This is a genomic window from Qipengyuania sp. 902 (assembly GCF_051195295.1).
In the GTDB taxonomy this organism is placed as follows: domain Bacteria; phylum Pseudomonadota; class Alphaproteobacteria; order Sphingomonadales; family Sphingomonadaceae; genus Qipengyuania.
Genome location: NZ_JBNJLJ010000003.1, coordinates 154,686 through 167,929 on the forward strand (window position 1 = coordinate 154,686; position 13,244 = coordinate 167,929).

Annotated in this window: 14 protein-coding genes; 8 read left to right on the forward strand and 6 right to left on the reverse strand. The window is 63.5% G+C overall.

Annotated elements, in window-relative coordinates; translation table 11 throughout:
* Positions 1-28 precede the first annotated feature (28 nt).
* The 6 genes from ACSH0F_RS10395 to coxB form a co-directional block, all read right to left on the reverse strand.
* Positions 29-850, reverse strand: coding sequence for a cytochrome c oxidase subunit 3 (locus ACSH0F_RS10395; protein WP_435202497.1), 822 nt, complete (start codon positions 848-850; stop codon positions 29-31).
* Positions 851-917: 67 nt separating this feature from the next.
* Complete coding sequence (locus ACSH0F_RS10400) at positions 918-1,490, reverse strand: cytochrome c oxidase assembly protein (protein WP_435202499.1); 573 nt, start codon at positions 1,488-1,490, stop codon at positions 918-920.
* 123 nt (positions 1,491-1,613) lie between these two features.
* A complete protein-coding gene (locus ACSH0F_RS10405; protein WP_435202501.1) occupies positions 1,614-2,546 on the reverse strand; it encodes a heme o synthase in 933 nt (310 codons plus the stop codon).
* Between the two features lie 8 nt (positions 2,547-2,554).
* Positions 2,555-3,514 (reverse strand): alpha/beta fold hydrolase, encoded by a 960-nt coding sequence (locus tag ACSH0F_RS10410; protein WP_435202503.1) that lies wholly within the window; start codon positions 3,512-3,514, stop codon positions 2,555-2,557.
* 76 nt (positions 3,515-3,590) lie between these two features.
* Entirely contained in the window at positions 3,591-5,315 is a 1,725-nt protein-coding gene (ctaD, locus tag ACSH0F_RS10415; protein ID WP_435202505.1) for a cytochrome c oxidase subunit I, read from the reverse strand.
* 35 nt (positions 5,316-5,350) lie between these two features.
* On the reverse strand, positions 5,351-6,448 hold the full coding sequence (coxB, locus tag ACSH0F_RS10420; protein ID WP_435202507.1) for a cytochrome c oxidase subunit II: 1,098 nt from the start codon (positions 6,446-6,448) through the stop codon (positions 5,351-5,353).
* A gap of 222 nt (positions 6,449-6,670) precedes the next feature.
* Between coxB and pyrE the strand changes: the two genes are divergently transcribed.
* From pyrE to ruvX, 8 genes are read left to right on the forward strand one after another with little or no spacing between them, the layout of a single operon-like run.
* Positions 6,671-7,252, forward strand: a complete 582-nt coding sequence (gene pyrE / locus ACSH0F_RS10425) for an orotate phosphoribosyltransferase (protein WP_435202509.1) — start codon at positions 6,671-6,673, stop codon at positions 7,250-7,252.
* Positions 7,252-8,331, forward strand: coding sequence for a serine hydrolase domain-containing protein (locus tag ACSH0F_RS10430; protein ID WP_435202511.1), 1,080 nt, complete (start codon positions 7,252-7,254; stop codon positions 8,329-8,331). The genes pyrE and ACSH0F_RS10430 overlap by 1 nt, the downstream gene beginning before the upstream one ends.
* A complete protein-coding gene (locus tag ACSH0F_RS10435) occupies positions 8,328-9,086 on the forward strand; it encodes a pyridoxine 5'-phosphate synthase (RefSeq protein ID WP_435202513.1) in 759 nt (252 codons plus the stop codon). The genes ACSH0F_RS10430 and ACSH0F_RS10435 overlap by 4 nt, the downstream gene beginning before the upstream one ends.
* Positions 9,083-9,484, forward strand: coding sequence for a holo-ACP synthase (gene acpS / locus ACSH0F_RS10440; RefSeq protein WP_435202515.1), 402 nt, complete (start codon positions 9,083-9,085; stop codon positions 9,482-9,484). Before ACSH0F_RS10435 ends, acpS begins: the two co-directional genes overlap by 4 nt.
* Positions 9,481-10,365, forward strand: coding sequence for a signal peptidase I (lepB, locus tag ACSH0F_RS10445; protein WP_435202517.1), 885 nt, complete (start codon positions 9,481-9,483; stop codon positions 10,363-10,365). The genes acpS and lepB overlap by 4 nt, the downstream gene beginning before the upstream one ends.
* A gap of 26 nt (positions 10,366-10,391) precedes the next feature.
* The gene (locus ACSH0F_RS10450; protein ID WP_435202519.1) at positions 10,392-11,495 is read left to right on the forward strand and encodes an AI-2E family transporter; all 1,104 of its coding nucleotides are present in this window, start codon (positions 10,392-10,394) and stop codon (positions 11,493-11,495) included.
* Positions 11,496-11,499: 4 nt separating this feature from the next.
* A complete protein-coding gene (locus tag ACSH0F_RS10455) occupies positions 11,500-12,741 on the forward strand; it encodes a DUF3089 domain-containing protein (protein ID WP_435202521.1) in 1,242 nt (413 codons plus the stop codon).
* Positions 12,720-13,205, forward strand: a complete 486-nt coding sequence (gene ruvX, locus ACSH0F_RS10460; protein WP_435202523.1) for a Holliday junction resolvase RuvX — start codon at positions 12,720-12,722, stop codon at positions 13,203-13,205. The genes ACSH0F_RS10455 and ruvX overlap by 22 nt, the downstream gene beginning before the upstream one ends.
* Positions 13,206-13,244: the final 39 nt, after the last annotated feature.

Below are 13,244 nucleotides of genomic sequence, written 5' to 3' on the forward strand. Positions count from 1 at the left end.
TCGCTTGTTTCGGTCCTGCCGGATGGCATCAATGGACGGCAGCGCCCCAGCCGCCCCAGACGTAGACGACGACGAAGAGGAACAGCCACACCACGTCGACGAAGTGCCAGTACCACGCAGCCGCTTCGAAGCCGAAGTGCTGGCGCGGGGTGAAGTGGCCCTTGTAGGTGCGCGCGAGGCAGACGATCAGGAAGATCGTTCCGACCAGCACGTGGAAGCCGTGGAAGCCGGTCGCCATGTAGAAGGCCGAGCTATAGGTGTTGCCGCCGAATTCGAATGGGGCAGCCGCATACTCATAGGCCTGAATGGCGGTGAAGACCGCGCCGAGCAGGATCGTCGCCCACAGGCCCTTCTTCAGCCCCTCGCGGTCACCATTGATCAGCGAGTGGTGCGCCCACGTCACCGTGGTGCCGGAGCACAGCAGGATCATCGTGTTGAGCAGAGGCAGGCTGAACGGATCGATTACATATTCGATCGCGGCAGGCGGGAATGTCCCGCCGATGACTTCGGAAATCTCCGAGGGGAACAGGGCGAAATCGAACCAGCTCCAGAACCAGCCGACGAAAAACATCACTTCCGAAGCGATGAACAGGATCATGCCGTAGCGCATGTGCAGCTGCACGACCGGCGTGTGGTCGCCGCGTTCGGCTTCCTTCACGATGTTGGAGAACCAGGCGAAGAAGGTGGCGATCAGGCCGGCGATGCCGAGGCCGAGCACGAGGTGCGCGCTGGCCATTTCGTGCATGAACAGCACCATGCCGCTGGTGAAGGTGAGCGCCGACAGCGAGCCGAGGAAGGGCCAGATATCGGGTTCGAGAATGTGATATTCGTGATTGACGTTGCCAGCCATGTGTCCCTGGTCCTGTATTCGCTATGCGCGCCTGCCCTTAAAGCGCCGAGGCGCGCGGGTCTAGGCCCTAGTCGGCAGATTCTATCGCCCGGTGGAAAGTGTAGGACAGGGTGATCTGCTCCACCCCGTCCATATTCGGATCGTCCAGCGCCTTGGGATCGACGAAATAGAGCACGGGCATCCTGACCTGCTCGCCGGGCTGCAGGGTCTGCTCGGTGAAGCAGAAGCACTGAATCTTGTTGAAATAGGCCCCGGCCTGCTCCGGCTCGACATTGAAGGTCGCGGTGCCGGTGATCGGCTGCTCCGAATTGTTGGTGGCGAGATAGATCGCCATGTCGCGCTGGCCGATCGTCACCGTGTCGGTCGATTGCTCCGGTCGGAAGCTCCACGGAACGTCGCGCGCGGTCGAACCATCGAACCGGATCGAGATCGTCCGCCCGCCCGCTGCCGCAACGAGGCGCTCCGCAGTGGCGGCCTCGCTCTCGCTCGCGCGCTGGGTCGTGCCGCCGAACCCAGTCACCTGGCAGAACAGCTCGTAGAGCGGCACGGCGGCATAGCCGAGGCCGAGCATGGCCAGCGCGCCGCCGAATGCCAGCAGCGCCGTACGGGTCTTGCGGGTTTCGAGCGTAGCAGTGGTCACGATATCCTCACATGCGGGCGATGGTGATGAAATAGAACAGGAAAGCCATGAACAGTAGAATCCCGCCGAGCACGAGGTTCCGGCTCTTCTGACGGTGCTTGAATTCGGCTTCTTCTTCGGGGGTCATGTCAGCAATCCGTTATAGGCGAGTACCCGGTCCACCACGAGCACTGCGAACAGCGCGAAAAGGTAGACGATGGAGAACGCGAAGAGGCGCTTCTCCGGCTTCATCGTGTCGTCGGCCTGCTTTTCGCGGAATGCGACCGGGATCGAAAGCGCAAGAAATGCAAGCGACAGCGCGAGCGCTGCAACGCCATAGATCGGCCCGGTTCCGCCGATGAACCATGGCGTTGCCGCAAGCGGAACGAGCAGCACGGAATAAACGAGTATCTGGCGCCGGGTCGACTTTTCGCCGCGGACATTGGGCATCATCGGAATGCCGACATTCTCGTAATCGGTCTTCACGAACAGCGCGAGCGCCCAGAAATGCGGCGGGGTCCACATGAAGATGATAGCGAACAGCAGCACTGGCATCAGCGTGATGTCGCTGGTCACTGCGACCCAGCCGATCATCGGGGGGAAGGCCCCTGCCCCTCCGCCGATCACAATGTTCTGCGGCGTGCGCGGCTTTAGCCACATGGTATAGATGACCGCGTAATAGACGATCGCCACCAACAGGATGATCGCGGCCAGCCAATGGATCGCGACGCCCATGATGAGGACCGAGGCGACCGACATCACGATGCCGAAATCGCGCGCATCCTCGCGACGCATCCGCCCGGTCGGTAAGGGACGCTGGGCGGTGCGCTTCATCCCGCCGTCGATGTCGGCTTCCCACCACTGATTGAGCACGGCCGAACCGCCCGCGCCCATCGCGATACACAGGATGGCGGTAAAGCCGAGGATCGGGTTGATGCTGCCCGGCGCGGCGAGCAGGCCGCACATGCCGGTGAAGATCACCAGCGTCATCACGCGCGGCTTCGTCAGCGCAAAGAAATCGCGCCATTCCGCGGGGAGCTGGGTGGTGGTCGCCTGGGTCATTGGATCGCTGGCCATATAGGGGCTCAGAGCCGGTTTAGCCAGTCGATCAGCAGGCGGTTCACCGCAGCGGGCGCCTCCTGCTGGGTCCAGTGGCCGATACCGTCCAGGATGTGTCCTTCGACCTGTGGCGCGAACATGCGCATCAGCGCAATCGGATCCTCGACCGCGCCGAACAGGAAGGTCGCCGGATCGCGCGTGCCGCCGATGAAAAGCGCTGGCTGTTCGATGCGTTTGCCGCTCCAGCCCTGGAGCCATTCGTAATCGGCGACGTGGTTGCGATAGCGGTTGAGCGGCCCGCGAAAACCCGAGGCCTTGAACTCGGCTTCGTAGAAATCGAGATCGTCCTCCGTCAGCCAATCGACCGGCTGCGGATCGGGTAGGCCTTCGAGGAAGGTCGCGCCATAGGGCTTTGACCAGTAATCGCCCGGCGGCACATCGCCGCTGATCGAATACATCATGCGCTGGACGAATTGGCGCGGGTCCGCCTCGGCTTCGACTTCGGCGACTCCTTCGGCCTGGAAATATTCCTGATAGAAGAACTTGCCCTGGCTGGTGAAGTGTTCGTGGAAGACCTCGGTGAAGGGGCGGCTCGGCACGCCTGCGAAAGGCACGGACATACCAGCCACCGCCCGGAAGTGTTCGGGGTGGGTGAGCGCGCTGTTCCAGACGATCGGCGCACCCCAGTCGTGTCCGATCAGAACGGCGGGCGCATCGGGAGAGAACGCCTGCCGCAGGCCGACGAGGTCGCCGACGATCCGCTCCATCGCATAGGCCTCGACCGGCTTTGGCTTGTCGGAGCCGCCATAGCCGCGCACGTCGATTGCGCAGGCGGTAAACCCCGCATCGGCGACGGGGCCGATCTGGTGGCGCCAGCTGTACCAGCTTTCCGGAAAGCCGTGGACCATGATGGCGAGCGGACCCTCACCCTCGATTGCACAGCGCAGCGAGACATCGCCGACATCGATGGTGCGCATTTCTGGCATCGAAAGTCCTTTCGCCGGATGTACGAACGGCCGACCCTTTGGGGGCCGGCCGCTGCTTTACCTGAGGGACCTGCCCTTATGCCGATGCGGGCTTCTGGTCGCCGATGGGCATGTGGTTGTGGTGATCGTGGTGGTCCTCGATCACCGGCAGCTCGCTGAACTGGTGGAACGGCGGCGGGCTCGACAGCGTCCATTCGAGCGTCGTCGCGCCTTCGCCCCAGTAATTCGCCCCGACCTTGCGACCGGCGACGAAAGCATAGGCGATGTTCACGAAGAACAGGACCATCGATGCGGCCATGATGTGATAGCCGAACGAGCTGATCTCGTTCCAGTAGGTGTAGGCTTCCGCATAGTCCGGATAGCGGCGCGGCATGCCCTGCCAGCCCAGGAAGTGCTGCGGGAAGAAAATCACGTTCACGCCGATGAAGAAGCCCCAGAAGTGCAGGTGCGCGAGCAGTTCGGAGTGCATCCGGCCGCTCATCTTCGGGAACCAGTAGTAGAAACCGGCGAACAGCGAGAACACCGCGCCCATCGACAGCACGTAGTGGAAGTGGGCGACCACGAAGTACGTATCGTGCACCACATCGTCCACGCCACCATTGGCAAGGTAGACGCCGGTCACGCCGCCGACGGTGAACAGGAAGATGAATCCCAGCGCCCAGACCATCGGGCTCTTGAACTCGATCGAGCCGCCCCACATCGTAGCGATCCAGCTGAAGATCTTCACGCCGGTCGGGACCGCGATAACCATGGTCGCCGCGGTGAAATACATCTTCGTGTTCACGTCGAGGCCGACGGTGTACATGTGGTGCGCCCACACGACGAAGCCGACCACACCGATCGCGACCATGGCATAGGCCATGCCGAGATAACCGAACACCGGCTTGCGGCTGAAGGTCGCGACGATCTGCGAAACCATGCCGAAGCCCGGCAGGATCATGATGTAGACCTCGGGGTGACCGAAGAACCAGAACAGGTGCTGGTAGAGGATCGGATCGCCGCCGCCTGCCGGGTCGAAGAAGGTGGTGCCGAAGTTGCGGTCCGTAATGAGCATGGTGATCGCGGCTGCAAGTACCGGCAGAGCCAGCAGCAACAGGAAGGCGGTAACCAGCACCGACCACACGAACAGCGGCATCTTGTGCAGGGTCATGCCAGGAGCGCGCATGTTAAAAATGGTGGTGATGAAGTTGGTCGCACCGAGGATCGAACCGGCACCGGCAAGGTGCAGCGAGAAGATCGCGAAGTCGACCGCCGGGCCTTGCGAGCCGGACGTCGAGAGCGGCGCATAGACCGTCCAGCCCACGCCTGCGCCCGGCCCCGTGCCGCCCGGCACGAAGAGCGAGAACAGCAGCGAGACGAAGCCCGCCACGGTCAGCCAGAAAGAAATATTGTTCATGCGCGGAAAGGCCATGTCCGGCGCGCCGATCATCAGCGGCACGAACCAGTTGCCGAAGCCGCCGATCATCGCCGGCATGACCATGAAAAAGACCATGATTAGGCCGTGGGCGGTGATGAACACGTTCCACATGTGCAGCGAGGTATCGAAGTCCGCACTGCCGCCCATGAACTCGGCCCAGAACTGGAGATACTGGATGCCCGGTTCGGCCAGTTCGGCGCGCATGACGCCCGAGATGGCGCCACCGACGATACCCGCGATAATCGCGAAGATCAGGTAGAGCGTACCGATGTCCTTGTGGTTGGTGGACATGAACCAACGCGCGAAAAAGCCGGGCTTGTGATCGGCGTGATCGTGCGCGTGGTCGTCGGTATGAGCCTGGAAGCTGTCGGCGGTAGTGGCCATCGTGCTAATCTCTCGAGTCTATAATCAAGTCTGGCTTACGTGGTAACGTCTTCGACCGGCGGTGCACCGGCGCCCGTAGCGCTCGGTTCGGCGCTTTCAGGCTCCTGCACGGCCGGCAGCGACGGATCGGCTTCGATGCCCGCCTCTTCCTCCCCGGCGACGGTGCCGCCCTGGGCGCGGACCCAGGCGTTGAACTGGTCCATCGGCAGCGCCTCGATCGCGATCGGCATGTAGCCATGGCGCGCGCCGCACAGTTCCGAACACTGGCCGTAATACACGCCCGGCTCGTTGATGGTGAGCATCTTCTCATTGAGGCGGCCCGGCACGGCGTCGAGCTTGAACCACAGGCTCGGCACTGCGAAGGAGTGGATCACGTCGGCAGCAGTGGTCTGCAGGCGGATGGGCACGCCGACGGGGAGGACCATGCGATTGTCGACGGCTAACTGATACGGCTCGCCCCGCTCGCGCGCTTCGGCATCGTCGAGCATGTTGGAAACGATCTCAAAATCGCCATTGTCAGGGTAGGCATAGCCCCAGTACCACTGGTAGCCGATCGCCTTGACCGTGATCGCGTCCTTGGGCGGGGTTTCGTACTGCTTGGCGATCAGCGTGATCGAGGGGATCGCGATACCGAGCAGGATGAGCGCCGGCACCACGGTCCAGATGACTTCAATCGTGGTGTTGTGGCTCGTCTTCGAGGGCACGGGGTTGGCGCCCTTGCGGAAGCGCACGACCACATAAACCATCAGCGCCAGCACGAAGAGGCTGATCGCGACCATCACCCAGATCAAGCCGACATGCAGCCCGCTGGCATATTCGCCGGTGGGCGAGAATTGCGGCTGCACATCCCAACCGCCTGCGACAGGCATGCCCTTGCCTTCGACCGGGTCCATCGGCGAGTAGGCATCGCTGCCTGCCGAGACGGCTTCCTGATCGGCGACGTCCGCGGCTTCTGCCGGATCGACACCTTCCAGCGCCGAAGCAGGCGTCTGCTCGGGAGCCGGAGCGACGAGATCGTCCTGCGTCAGACCTTCCTGCGCCAGCCCCGCCTGCGGAGCCACGGCCAGCATGCCAGCCATCGCAAGACCGGCCATGGTGCGATTCAAACCCTTGAAGAAGCCAGGAAAATTCATCGTCTGGACGCTCTTTCGTATCTCGTTTTCAGCTCGGCCCGGTGATCTTTGGAAGGACCATCGAGAATTGGCCGCCCATGGTACAACGACCCGGGAATGGGCGGGATTTGGGCTGCCCTATAGGCAGGGATGGCCTGTGCCTCAAGCGCCCAACCGACAAAATTATGCATTATCCTTTGCCTCTTGCGCAATCGCGCGCAACACGCTTTGAGCCGGGGCGGTATGACAGAAGACGAAATCCTCTCCGAATTCCGCGCCAGCGAAGCCCTGCTCGAAGGCCATTTCAAGCTCAGCAGCGGGCGGCACAGCGGGCATTATCTGCAATGCGCCAGAGTGCTGATGAACCCGGAACGCGCAGGAAACCTCGCCCGGGCGCTGGCACAAAAAATTCCCCGCGAAATCCGCAACGAGGTCGATGTGGTGGTCAGCCCGGCGATGGGCGGCCTCATCATTGGCCACGAAATGGGCCGCGCCCTTGGCAAGGACGCCATGTTTCTCGAGCGGCCCGAAGGCGAATTTCACCTGCGCCGCGGGTTCCGCCTCGAACCGGGCGCCAAGGTGCTGATGGTGGAGGATGTAGTCACCACCGGCCTCTCCAGCCGCGAGGCAATCGCAGCAGTCGGCCGCGAAGGTGGCGAGGTGATCGCCGAATGCGCGCTTGTCGACCGCAGCAACGGGTCTGCCGATCTGGGCGTGCCCTTCTTCCCGCTGATCGACATTACCTTCCCAAGCTATGCGGAAGACGAGGTGCCGGACGAACTTGCTGCCATACCCGTGACCAAACCGGGGAGCCGCGCCGCTTGATGCGGCTTCTCGCAGGTTTGCTGGCGCTCGTCTGGTCGAGCACCGCCGGACCAGCGCTCGCCTGCGCCTTGCAGCCTCTATCGGTGCTAGGCGACGAAGCTGCCGAGCCTGTCCGTCCGCCCTTTTACGCCGGGCTCGATTCCGCGGTCGGCGAGGATTTCCCCGGCGAGGTCCAGCTATACCGCGATGGTCTGACCTATTGGGTGCGCAGCGCGCCGGACTGCGAGAACGCGACCTGGCCGTGGGCCTCGATCACAAAGCAGGTCGTGGCGACGCTTGTCATGCAGGAGGTCGAGCGCGGGACGCTGGCGCTGGATGCCCCGGCGACAAGCTACCTCCCGCTCCCGCCTGCCGGAGATCTCGCCTCGCCCACAATACGCGAATTGCTCCGGCACGAGTCCGGGCTGCGCAATCCGGACGAGAGCCCGGTGGATGCGAACGGCGTTCCCGATTTCTATTCGACCGGACCGAGCGGGCTTGAATGGTGCCTTGCCGGACGCAGCGCGCTCCCAGCCGGAGGCTGGACCTACAACAATTGCGACTACATCGTGCTCGGCGCGGTGCTGGAATTAGTGACTGGCAGACCGATTGGCACCCTGATCGGTGAACGCCTTCGTGCTGCCGGAGTCCATGGGCCGATGCTTGCCACTCGGCGACCGCGCAGCCTCGCGCGCAGCGGCGCGGAGTTTCCCTTCGACATCTCTCGCTACGGCGCTTCGGCGGGGATCGTCGGTTCATTGAACGATATCATCGCCTTCAACCGCGCGCTCCTCGACGGCAGGCTCCTGTCACCCGAAGCGAGAGCCGAAATGTGGAAGAGCGATCCGGCACTCGGCCATATGGCGCTGGGCCAATGGGTCTATGACGTGCCGCTTGCCGGTTGCGACGGCCCGGTGCGGATCGTCGAGCGGCACGGTGCGATCGGCGGGTACCAGCTGCGAAATTTCATCCTTCCCGAAACCGAGATGGCGCTCGTGCTCGCAGTGAAGGACGAGAACTTCGATTTCGGCGAGCTGTGGCAACAGCAGGGGCGATCCTTCGACATCCTGTCCGCCGCAGCGTGTGGAGACGCGACATGACCGATCCCTCACCTCCCAGCAAACTTCGCCTCGGCGTGAACATCGATCACGTCGCCACCATCCGGAATGCGCGGGGCGGCGATCATCCCGATCCGGTTCGCGCGGCCGACATCGTCGCCAGCGTAGGCGGTGACGGTATTACAGCGCACTTGCGCGAGGACCGACGACATATTCGCGATGCGGACCTTCGACGCATTCAGCAGGCCACCGACCTGCCTCTGAACCTGGAAATGGCAGCGACCGAGGAGATGCTCGATATCGCTCTTTCCCACAAGCCGCATGCGGCCTGCATCGTGCCCGAAAAGCGCGAGGAGCGGACGACCGAGGGCGGGCTGGATGCAGCCGGACTGCACAACACGCTGACACCGATCGTGTGGAAGTTGAAGGACAACGGCATCCGCGTCTCGCTGTTCATCGAGGCGGACGAGCGGCAGCTGGACGCCGCCCAGCGCCTCGGCGTGCCGGTGGTTGAATTCCACACCGGCGAATACGCCCACGCCGGTCTCGACGGCGATGCTGAGCGCGAAAGGAGCGAGCTGGAGCGCATCGCCAAGATGTCCGCCGCCGCGCGCAGCGTCGGAATCGAACCGCATGCGGGGCATGGTCTGACCTACGAAAACGTGAAGCCGATCGCGGCCATTCCGGAACTCGCCGAACTGAACATCGGCCATTATCTTGTTGGTGAAGCTGTATTCGTGGGACTGGAAGAAGCTGTACGCCGGATGCGCATGTTGATGGATGAGTCGCGCATATGATCATCGGCCTCGGCTCCGACCTCTGCAATATCGAGCGAATCCAGAACTCTCTCGACCGTTTCGGAGAACGGTTCGAGAACCGCGTCTTTACCGAGATCGAACGCGCCAAGGCGCGGCGGCGGCCATTCACCATCGCAGGCACCTACGCCAAGCGGTTTGCGGCGAAGGAAGCGTTCTCGAAGGCCGTCGGTACGGGGTTCCGGCGCGGGGTTTTCATGAAGGACATCGGCGTCGTGAATGCCAAATCCGGTGCGCCCACCTTGGCGCTTACCGGTGGCGCTGCAATCCGGCTTGCGGAAATGGTGCCGGAGGGCCATGAGGCGCGCATTCATCTCACCCTCACGGACGATCACCCATGGGCACAGGCCTATGTGATCATCGAGGCCCTTCCCGCATGAGTACCGGCACCCCGGCAATGAACGACATCGCCAAGTCTTCCGACACAAAGGACGAAAAGGTCGACTGGCTCGCGGAAATCCGCGGCCTCGCACTAATGCTGCTCGCGGTCTTCGCGTTTCACAGCTTCATCGCCAAGCCCTTCTACATCCCGTCGGAATCGATGATGCCGAACCTGCTGGTCGGCGATCGGTTGATCGTCAGCAAGTATCCCTATGGCTGGAACTGGTCCTCGATCAGCTTCCATCTCGCCCCGCGCGGCGACTGGCGGGTGATGGCTGACACGCCCGAATATGGCGACATCGTAATCCCCGTGCACCCGGAGCGCAACGAGGATTACATCAAGCGCGTCGTCGCATTGCCCGGCGACCGGATCGCTGTGCGCGGCGGGCAGATCATCCTGAATGGGACGCCGATCGAACAGCGGGTGGAGCCTGCGCTGGACGTGCCGCTCGATGCCAATTCGCGCTGCGACGGCTTCAATCTCGACAATTTCCGCGCCCGCAACGACGCCGGTGAGCTGGTCTGCCGGGTGCCGGTGATGCGCGAGACGCTACCCAATGGCGCGACCTATCTGGTGATCGACCATACCCGCACGGCGCTCGACAATTTCCCCGAGATCACCGTGCCGGAAGGCGAAGTCTTCGTGATGGGCGACAATCGCGATCATTCCTCCGACAGCCGTGAGCTGGTTAGCTCGCGCGGCCTGCTCGGGCCGATCCCGCTGGAGAACATCGGCGGCCGGGCGGAGTTCATCACCTTCTCACTCGACGGAACGACCACGCTCAACCCGGTGACCTGGTGGACGAGCCTGCGCGAAGGGCGGGCGTGGTCAACGTTGCGCCCCGCGGTGGTGGAACGCCGGAGCGCCACGGCGAGTTGATCCCTTCGAACAGGGGAGCAAATAAGATGTCCGACAGCGAGCGCAGCGACCTCGGCAGGAGCCCGACCCGGATCGACAGCCGGGCACTGCGCCTCGAAATCGGTAAGGCCTTTACCTGGGGGATCGTAATCGGCCTGCTGGTGCTGGCGGTCTACATATCCCAGTCGCTGCTCGTAATCTTCGGTGCCATGGTATTCGGCGCGCTGATCGATGGCGGAGCACGCCTCTTGGCCCGAATCCTGCCGATCGCTCGTGGTTTCCGCATCGCCATCGTGCTGTTGCTGACCGCAGCATTTCTTATCTGGCTCGGCTATTTCGCGGGTTCCCAAATTTCGCAGCAGGCGGCACAGTTCCCCGATATCGTCACCGAGCAGATCGGCCGCACGATTGGCTGGCTGCAGTCGAAGGGCTTTGCGATCGAATCCGGCGACATTCGCAGCTTCGCAGGATCGCTGGCAAGCGGCGTGGGGACGGTAACGCAGGCCATCGGCGGCGTCGTCGGCGGGCTGACGACGCTGTTCCTTATCATGATCATCGGCATCTATTTCGCCGTCGATCCCGACATCTACGAGCGCGGGGCGGCCTGGATGATCCCGGCGCGCCACCGCGATGCCTTTTACGACACTTTCAGCCACATGGCGAAAACCCTGCGCCGCCTGCTGGCAGGGCGCTTGCTCGGCATGTTGTTCGAAGGCTTCTTCACCTGGATCATGCTGGCTTTCGGCGGCATGCTGATCGGCATCGATCCGGTGCCGATGGCTGCCCTGCTCGGCCTACTAACGGGCCTACTAGCCTTCATCCCCAATATCGGCGCGATCGTTTCCGGCGTGCTGATGGTGCTGGTCGGCTTTTCCGGCGGGACCGACATGGGGCTCTATACGATCTTCGTCTATTTCCTAGTCCAGAACTTCGACGGCTACGTCATCATTCCGATGATCGCGAAAAAGACCGTCGATCTCGCCCCCGCGCTCGTCTTGTCGGCACAGCTGATCTTCGGCGTGCTGTTCGGGATTCTCGGGATCGCGCTCGCCGATCCGCTGCTGGCGATGATCAAGACCGCCTTGCAGCGCCGCTCTGCTCGGATGGAGGACGTGGACGACGTGAAGACATTTGAACCGAAGGACGCCTGAACGCATGGTCCGCAAGTTTCTCTACATCGTCTCGTTCCTGATCGTGCTGGTTATTGTCGGCGGGATCGCGCTGTCGATCTGGTCGCGTGAAGCGACCGAGATCGCGTTCGTGCCGCGCGGCGACTTTGTCGAGCAGGAGCCGCTGGACCAGAACGCCTACCACAACCCGGCGATGTGGTATTCGCGCCCCGGCCTCGGCGCGAACGATCCGGCCCGCTATCAGCCTGCGGTCGCGGAAGGCTACCCCGATCCGGCAGAGCGCACGCCATCCCCAGATGCGCCCGCCGCAGAGCAAAGCCTCGACCGCGGCGCACCGCAAGTCGGCGTGAATTCGCAGCCCGGCGAGATCGCAAACCCGCGCGAGCTGCCGGATTTCGCGGTCTTCTTCGTGCCCCCGACCAGCTATACCAAGGGTGCCCTGGGTGACTGGAACGCGCCGTTGAACGATGCCGATACCGACCAGCTGGCACGCGTATTCCTGCGCGGCCTCGCCAGTCCCTTCAACCGCGCCGACGAGGTCTGGGCGCCGAAATACCGTCAGGCAGCAGTCGGCGCTTTCCTTACCGACCGCGAGGAGGCCACTCGCGCCATCGACGCGGCCTATGTCGATGTCGAGCAGGCGTTCCGTTATTTCGTCGAGAGCGTCGGTCCGGACAAACCGATCGTGCTCGCCGGGCACAGCCAAGGCGCAGCCCATGTTCTGCGCTTGCTGCGGGACGTGGTTGCGGGAAGCGACCTCGAGCCGCGCATCGCGGCGGTCTATGCGCCCGGCTGGCCGATTTCGCTGGCGCACGACCTGCCCGCCCTGCCCCTGCCCGCGTGCGCATCGCCCGGCCAGTCCGCCTGCGTCTTCAGCTATCTGAGCTTCGCTGACGACGGCGATCCCGGGCAGCTACTCACACGATATAGCCAGATGCCGGGACTCGATGGAGAGCCGCGCGGGACCGAGGACCCGGTGCTCTGCGTCAATCCGCTGACCGGCATGACCGGCGGCTCAGCGCCTGCCAGCGACAATCTCGGCACTCTGGTGCCGGAAGACAGCCTCGCCACGGCGGAGCTTGTCGCAGGTGCGGTCGGCGCGCGCTGTGGAGAGAACGGGATTCTCTACATCGGCGATCCGCCCGAACTGGGCCAGGGCGTGCTGCCGGGCGGAAATTATCACGTCTACGACATCCCGCTGTTCTGGAAAAACTTGCAGGAAGACGTGGTGCGGCGGGTGACGGCATGGACGCCCGCGCAATCGTAACCGACAACGCGCTGGAATATGGCGACGCGCTGCCCGATGGCGGTGCCTTGCTGGGGCTGGACGTCGGCACCAAGACCGTCGGCATTGCGACCTGCGACCGCGAGTGGCGCTTCGCGACGGCGGGGAAAACGCTGCAACGCGGCAAGTTCGGCAAGGATAGCGAGAGCCTGCGCGCGCTGGCGAGCGAGCGCGGCATCAAGGGCGTCGTCATCGGCCTGCCGCGCAACATGGATGGCAGCGAAGGCCCGCGCGCGCAGGCGAGCCGCGCCTACGCCCGCAACGTCGCGCTGGCGCTCGGCCTGCCAGTGCTGCTGTGGGACGAGCGCTGGTCCACTGCCAGTGCCGAGGGCGCAATGATCGCGCAGGACATGAGCCGCGCCAAACGCGCCGAGCGCATCGACAGCCACGCCGCCGCCATCATTTTGCAGGGCGCAATCGACACGCTGGCCGGCGGCGGGTTCTAGGCCGATTGGCCATTAAATCGATTGATGCCGGACGATAAC

Bases quoted from the DNA above. Each gene is read 5' to 3' on its own strand.
- ruvX (WP_435202523.1), top strand. From the start codon at position 12,720: ATGGACGCCCGCGCAATCGTAACCGACAACGCGCTGGAATATGGCGAC.
- coxB (WP_435202507.1), bottom strand. From the start codon at position 6,448: ATGAATTTTCCTGGCTTCTTCAAGGGTTTGAATCGCACCATGGCCGGT.
- ctaD (WP_435202505.1), bottom strand. From the start codon at position 5,315: ATGGCCACTACCGCCGACAGCTTCCAGGCTCATACCGACGACCACGCG.
- ACSH0F_RS10410 (WP_435202503.1), bottom strand. From the start codon at position 3,514: ATGCCAGAAATGCGCACCATCGATGTCGGCGATGTCTCGCTGCGCTGT.
- ACSH0F_RS10450 (WP_435202519.1), top strand. From the start codon at position 10,392: ATGTCCGACAGCGAGCGCAGCGACCTCGGCAGGAGCCCGACCCGGATC.
- ACSH0F_RS10395 (WP_435202497.1), bottom strand. From the start codon at position 850: ATGGCTGGCAACGTCAATCACGAATATCACATTCTCGAACCCGATATC.
- ACSH0F_RS10435 (WP_435202513.1), top strand. From the start codon at position 8,328: ATGACCGATCCCTCACCTCCCAGCAAACTTCGCCTCGGCGTGAACATC.
- ACSH0F_RS10455 (WP_435202521.1), top strand. From the start codon at position 11,500: ATGGTCCGCAAGTTTCTCTACATCGTCTCGTTCCTGATCGTGCTGGTT.
- pyrE (WP_435202509.1), top strand. From the start codon at position 6,671: ATGACAGAAGACGAAATCCTCTCCGAATTCCGCGCCAGCGAAGCCCTG.
- lepB (WP_435202517.1), top strand. From the start codon at position 9,481: ATGAGTACCGGCACCCCGGCAATGAACGACATCGCCAAGTCTTCCGAC.
- acpS (WP_435202515.1), top strand. From the start codon at position 9,083: ATGATCATCGGCCTCGGCTCCGACCTCTGCAATATCGAGCGAATCCAG.
- ACSH0F_RS10430 (WP_435202511.1), top strand. From the start codon at position 7,252: ATGCGGCTTCTCGCAGGTTTGCTGGCGCTCGTCTGGTCGAGCACCGCC.
- ACSH0F_RS10405 (WP_435202501.1), bottom strand. From the start codon at position 2,546: ATGGCCAGCGATCCAATGACCCAGGCGACCACCACCCAGCTCCCCGCG.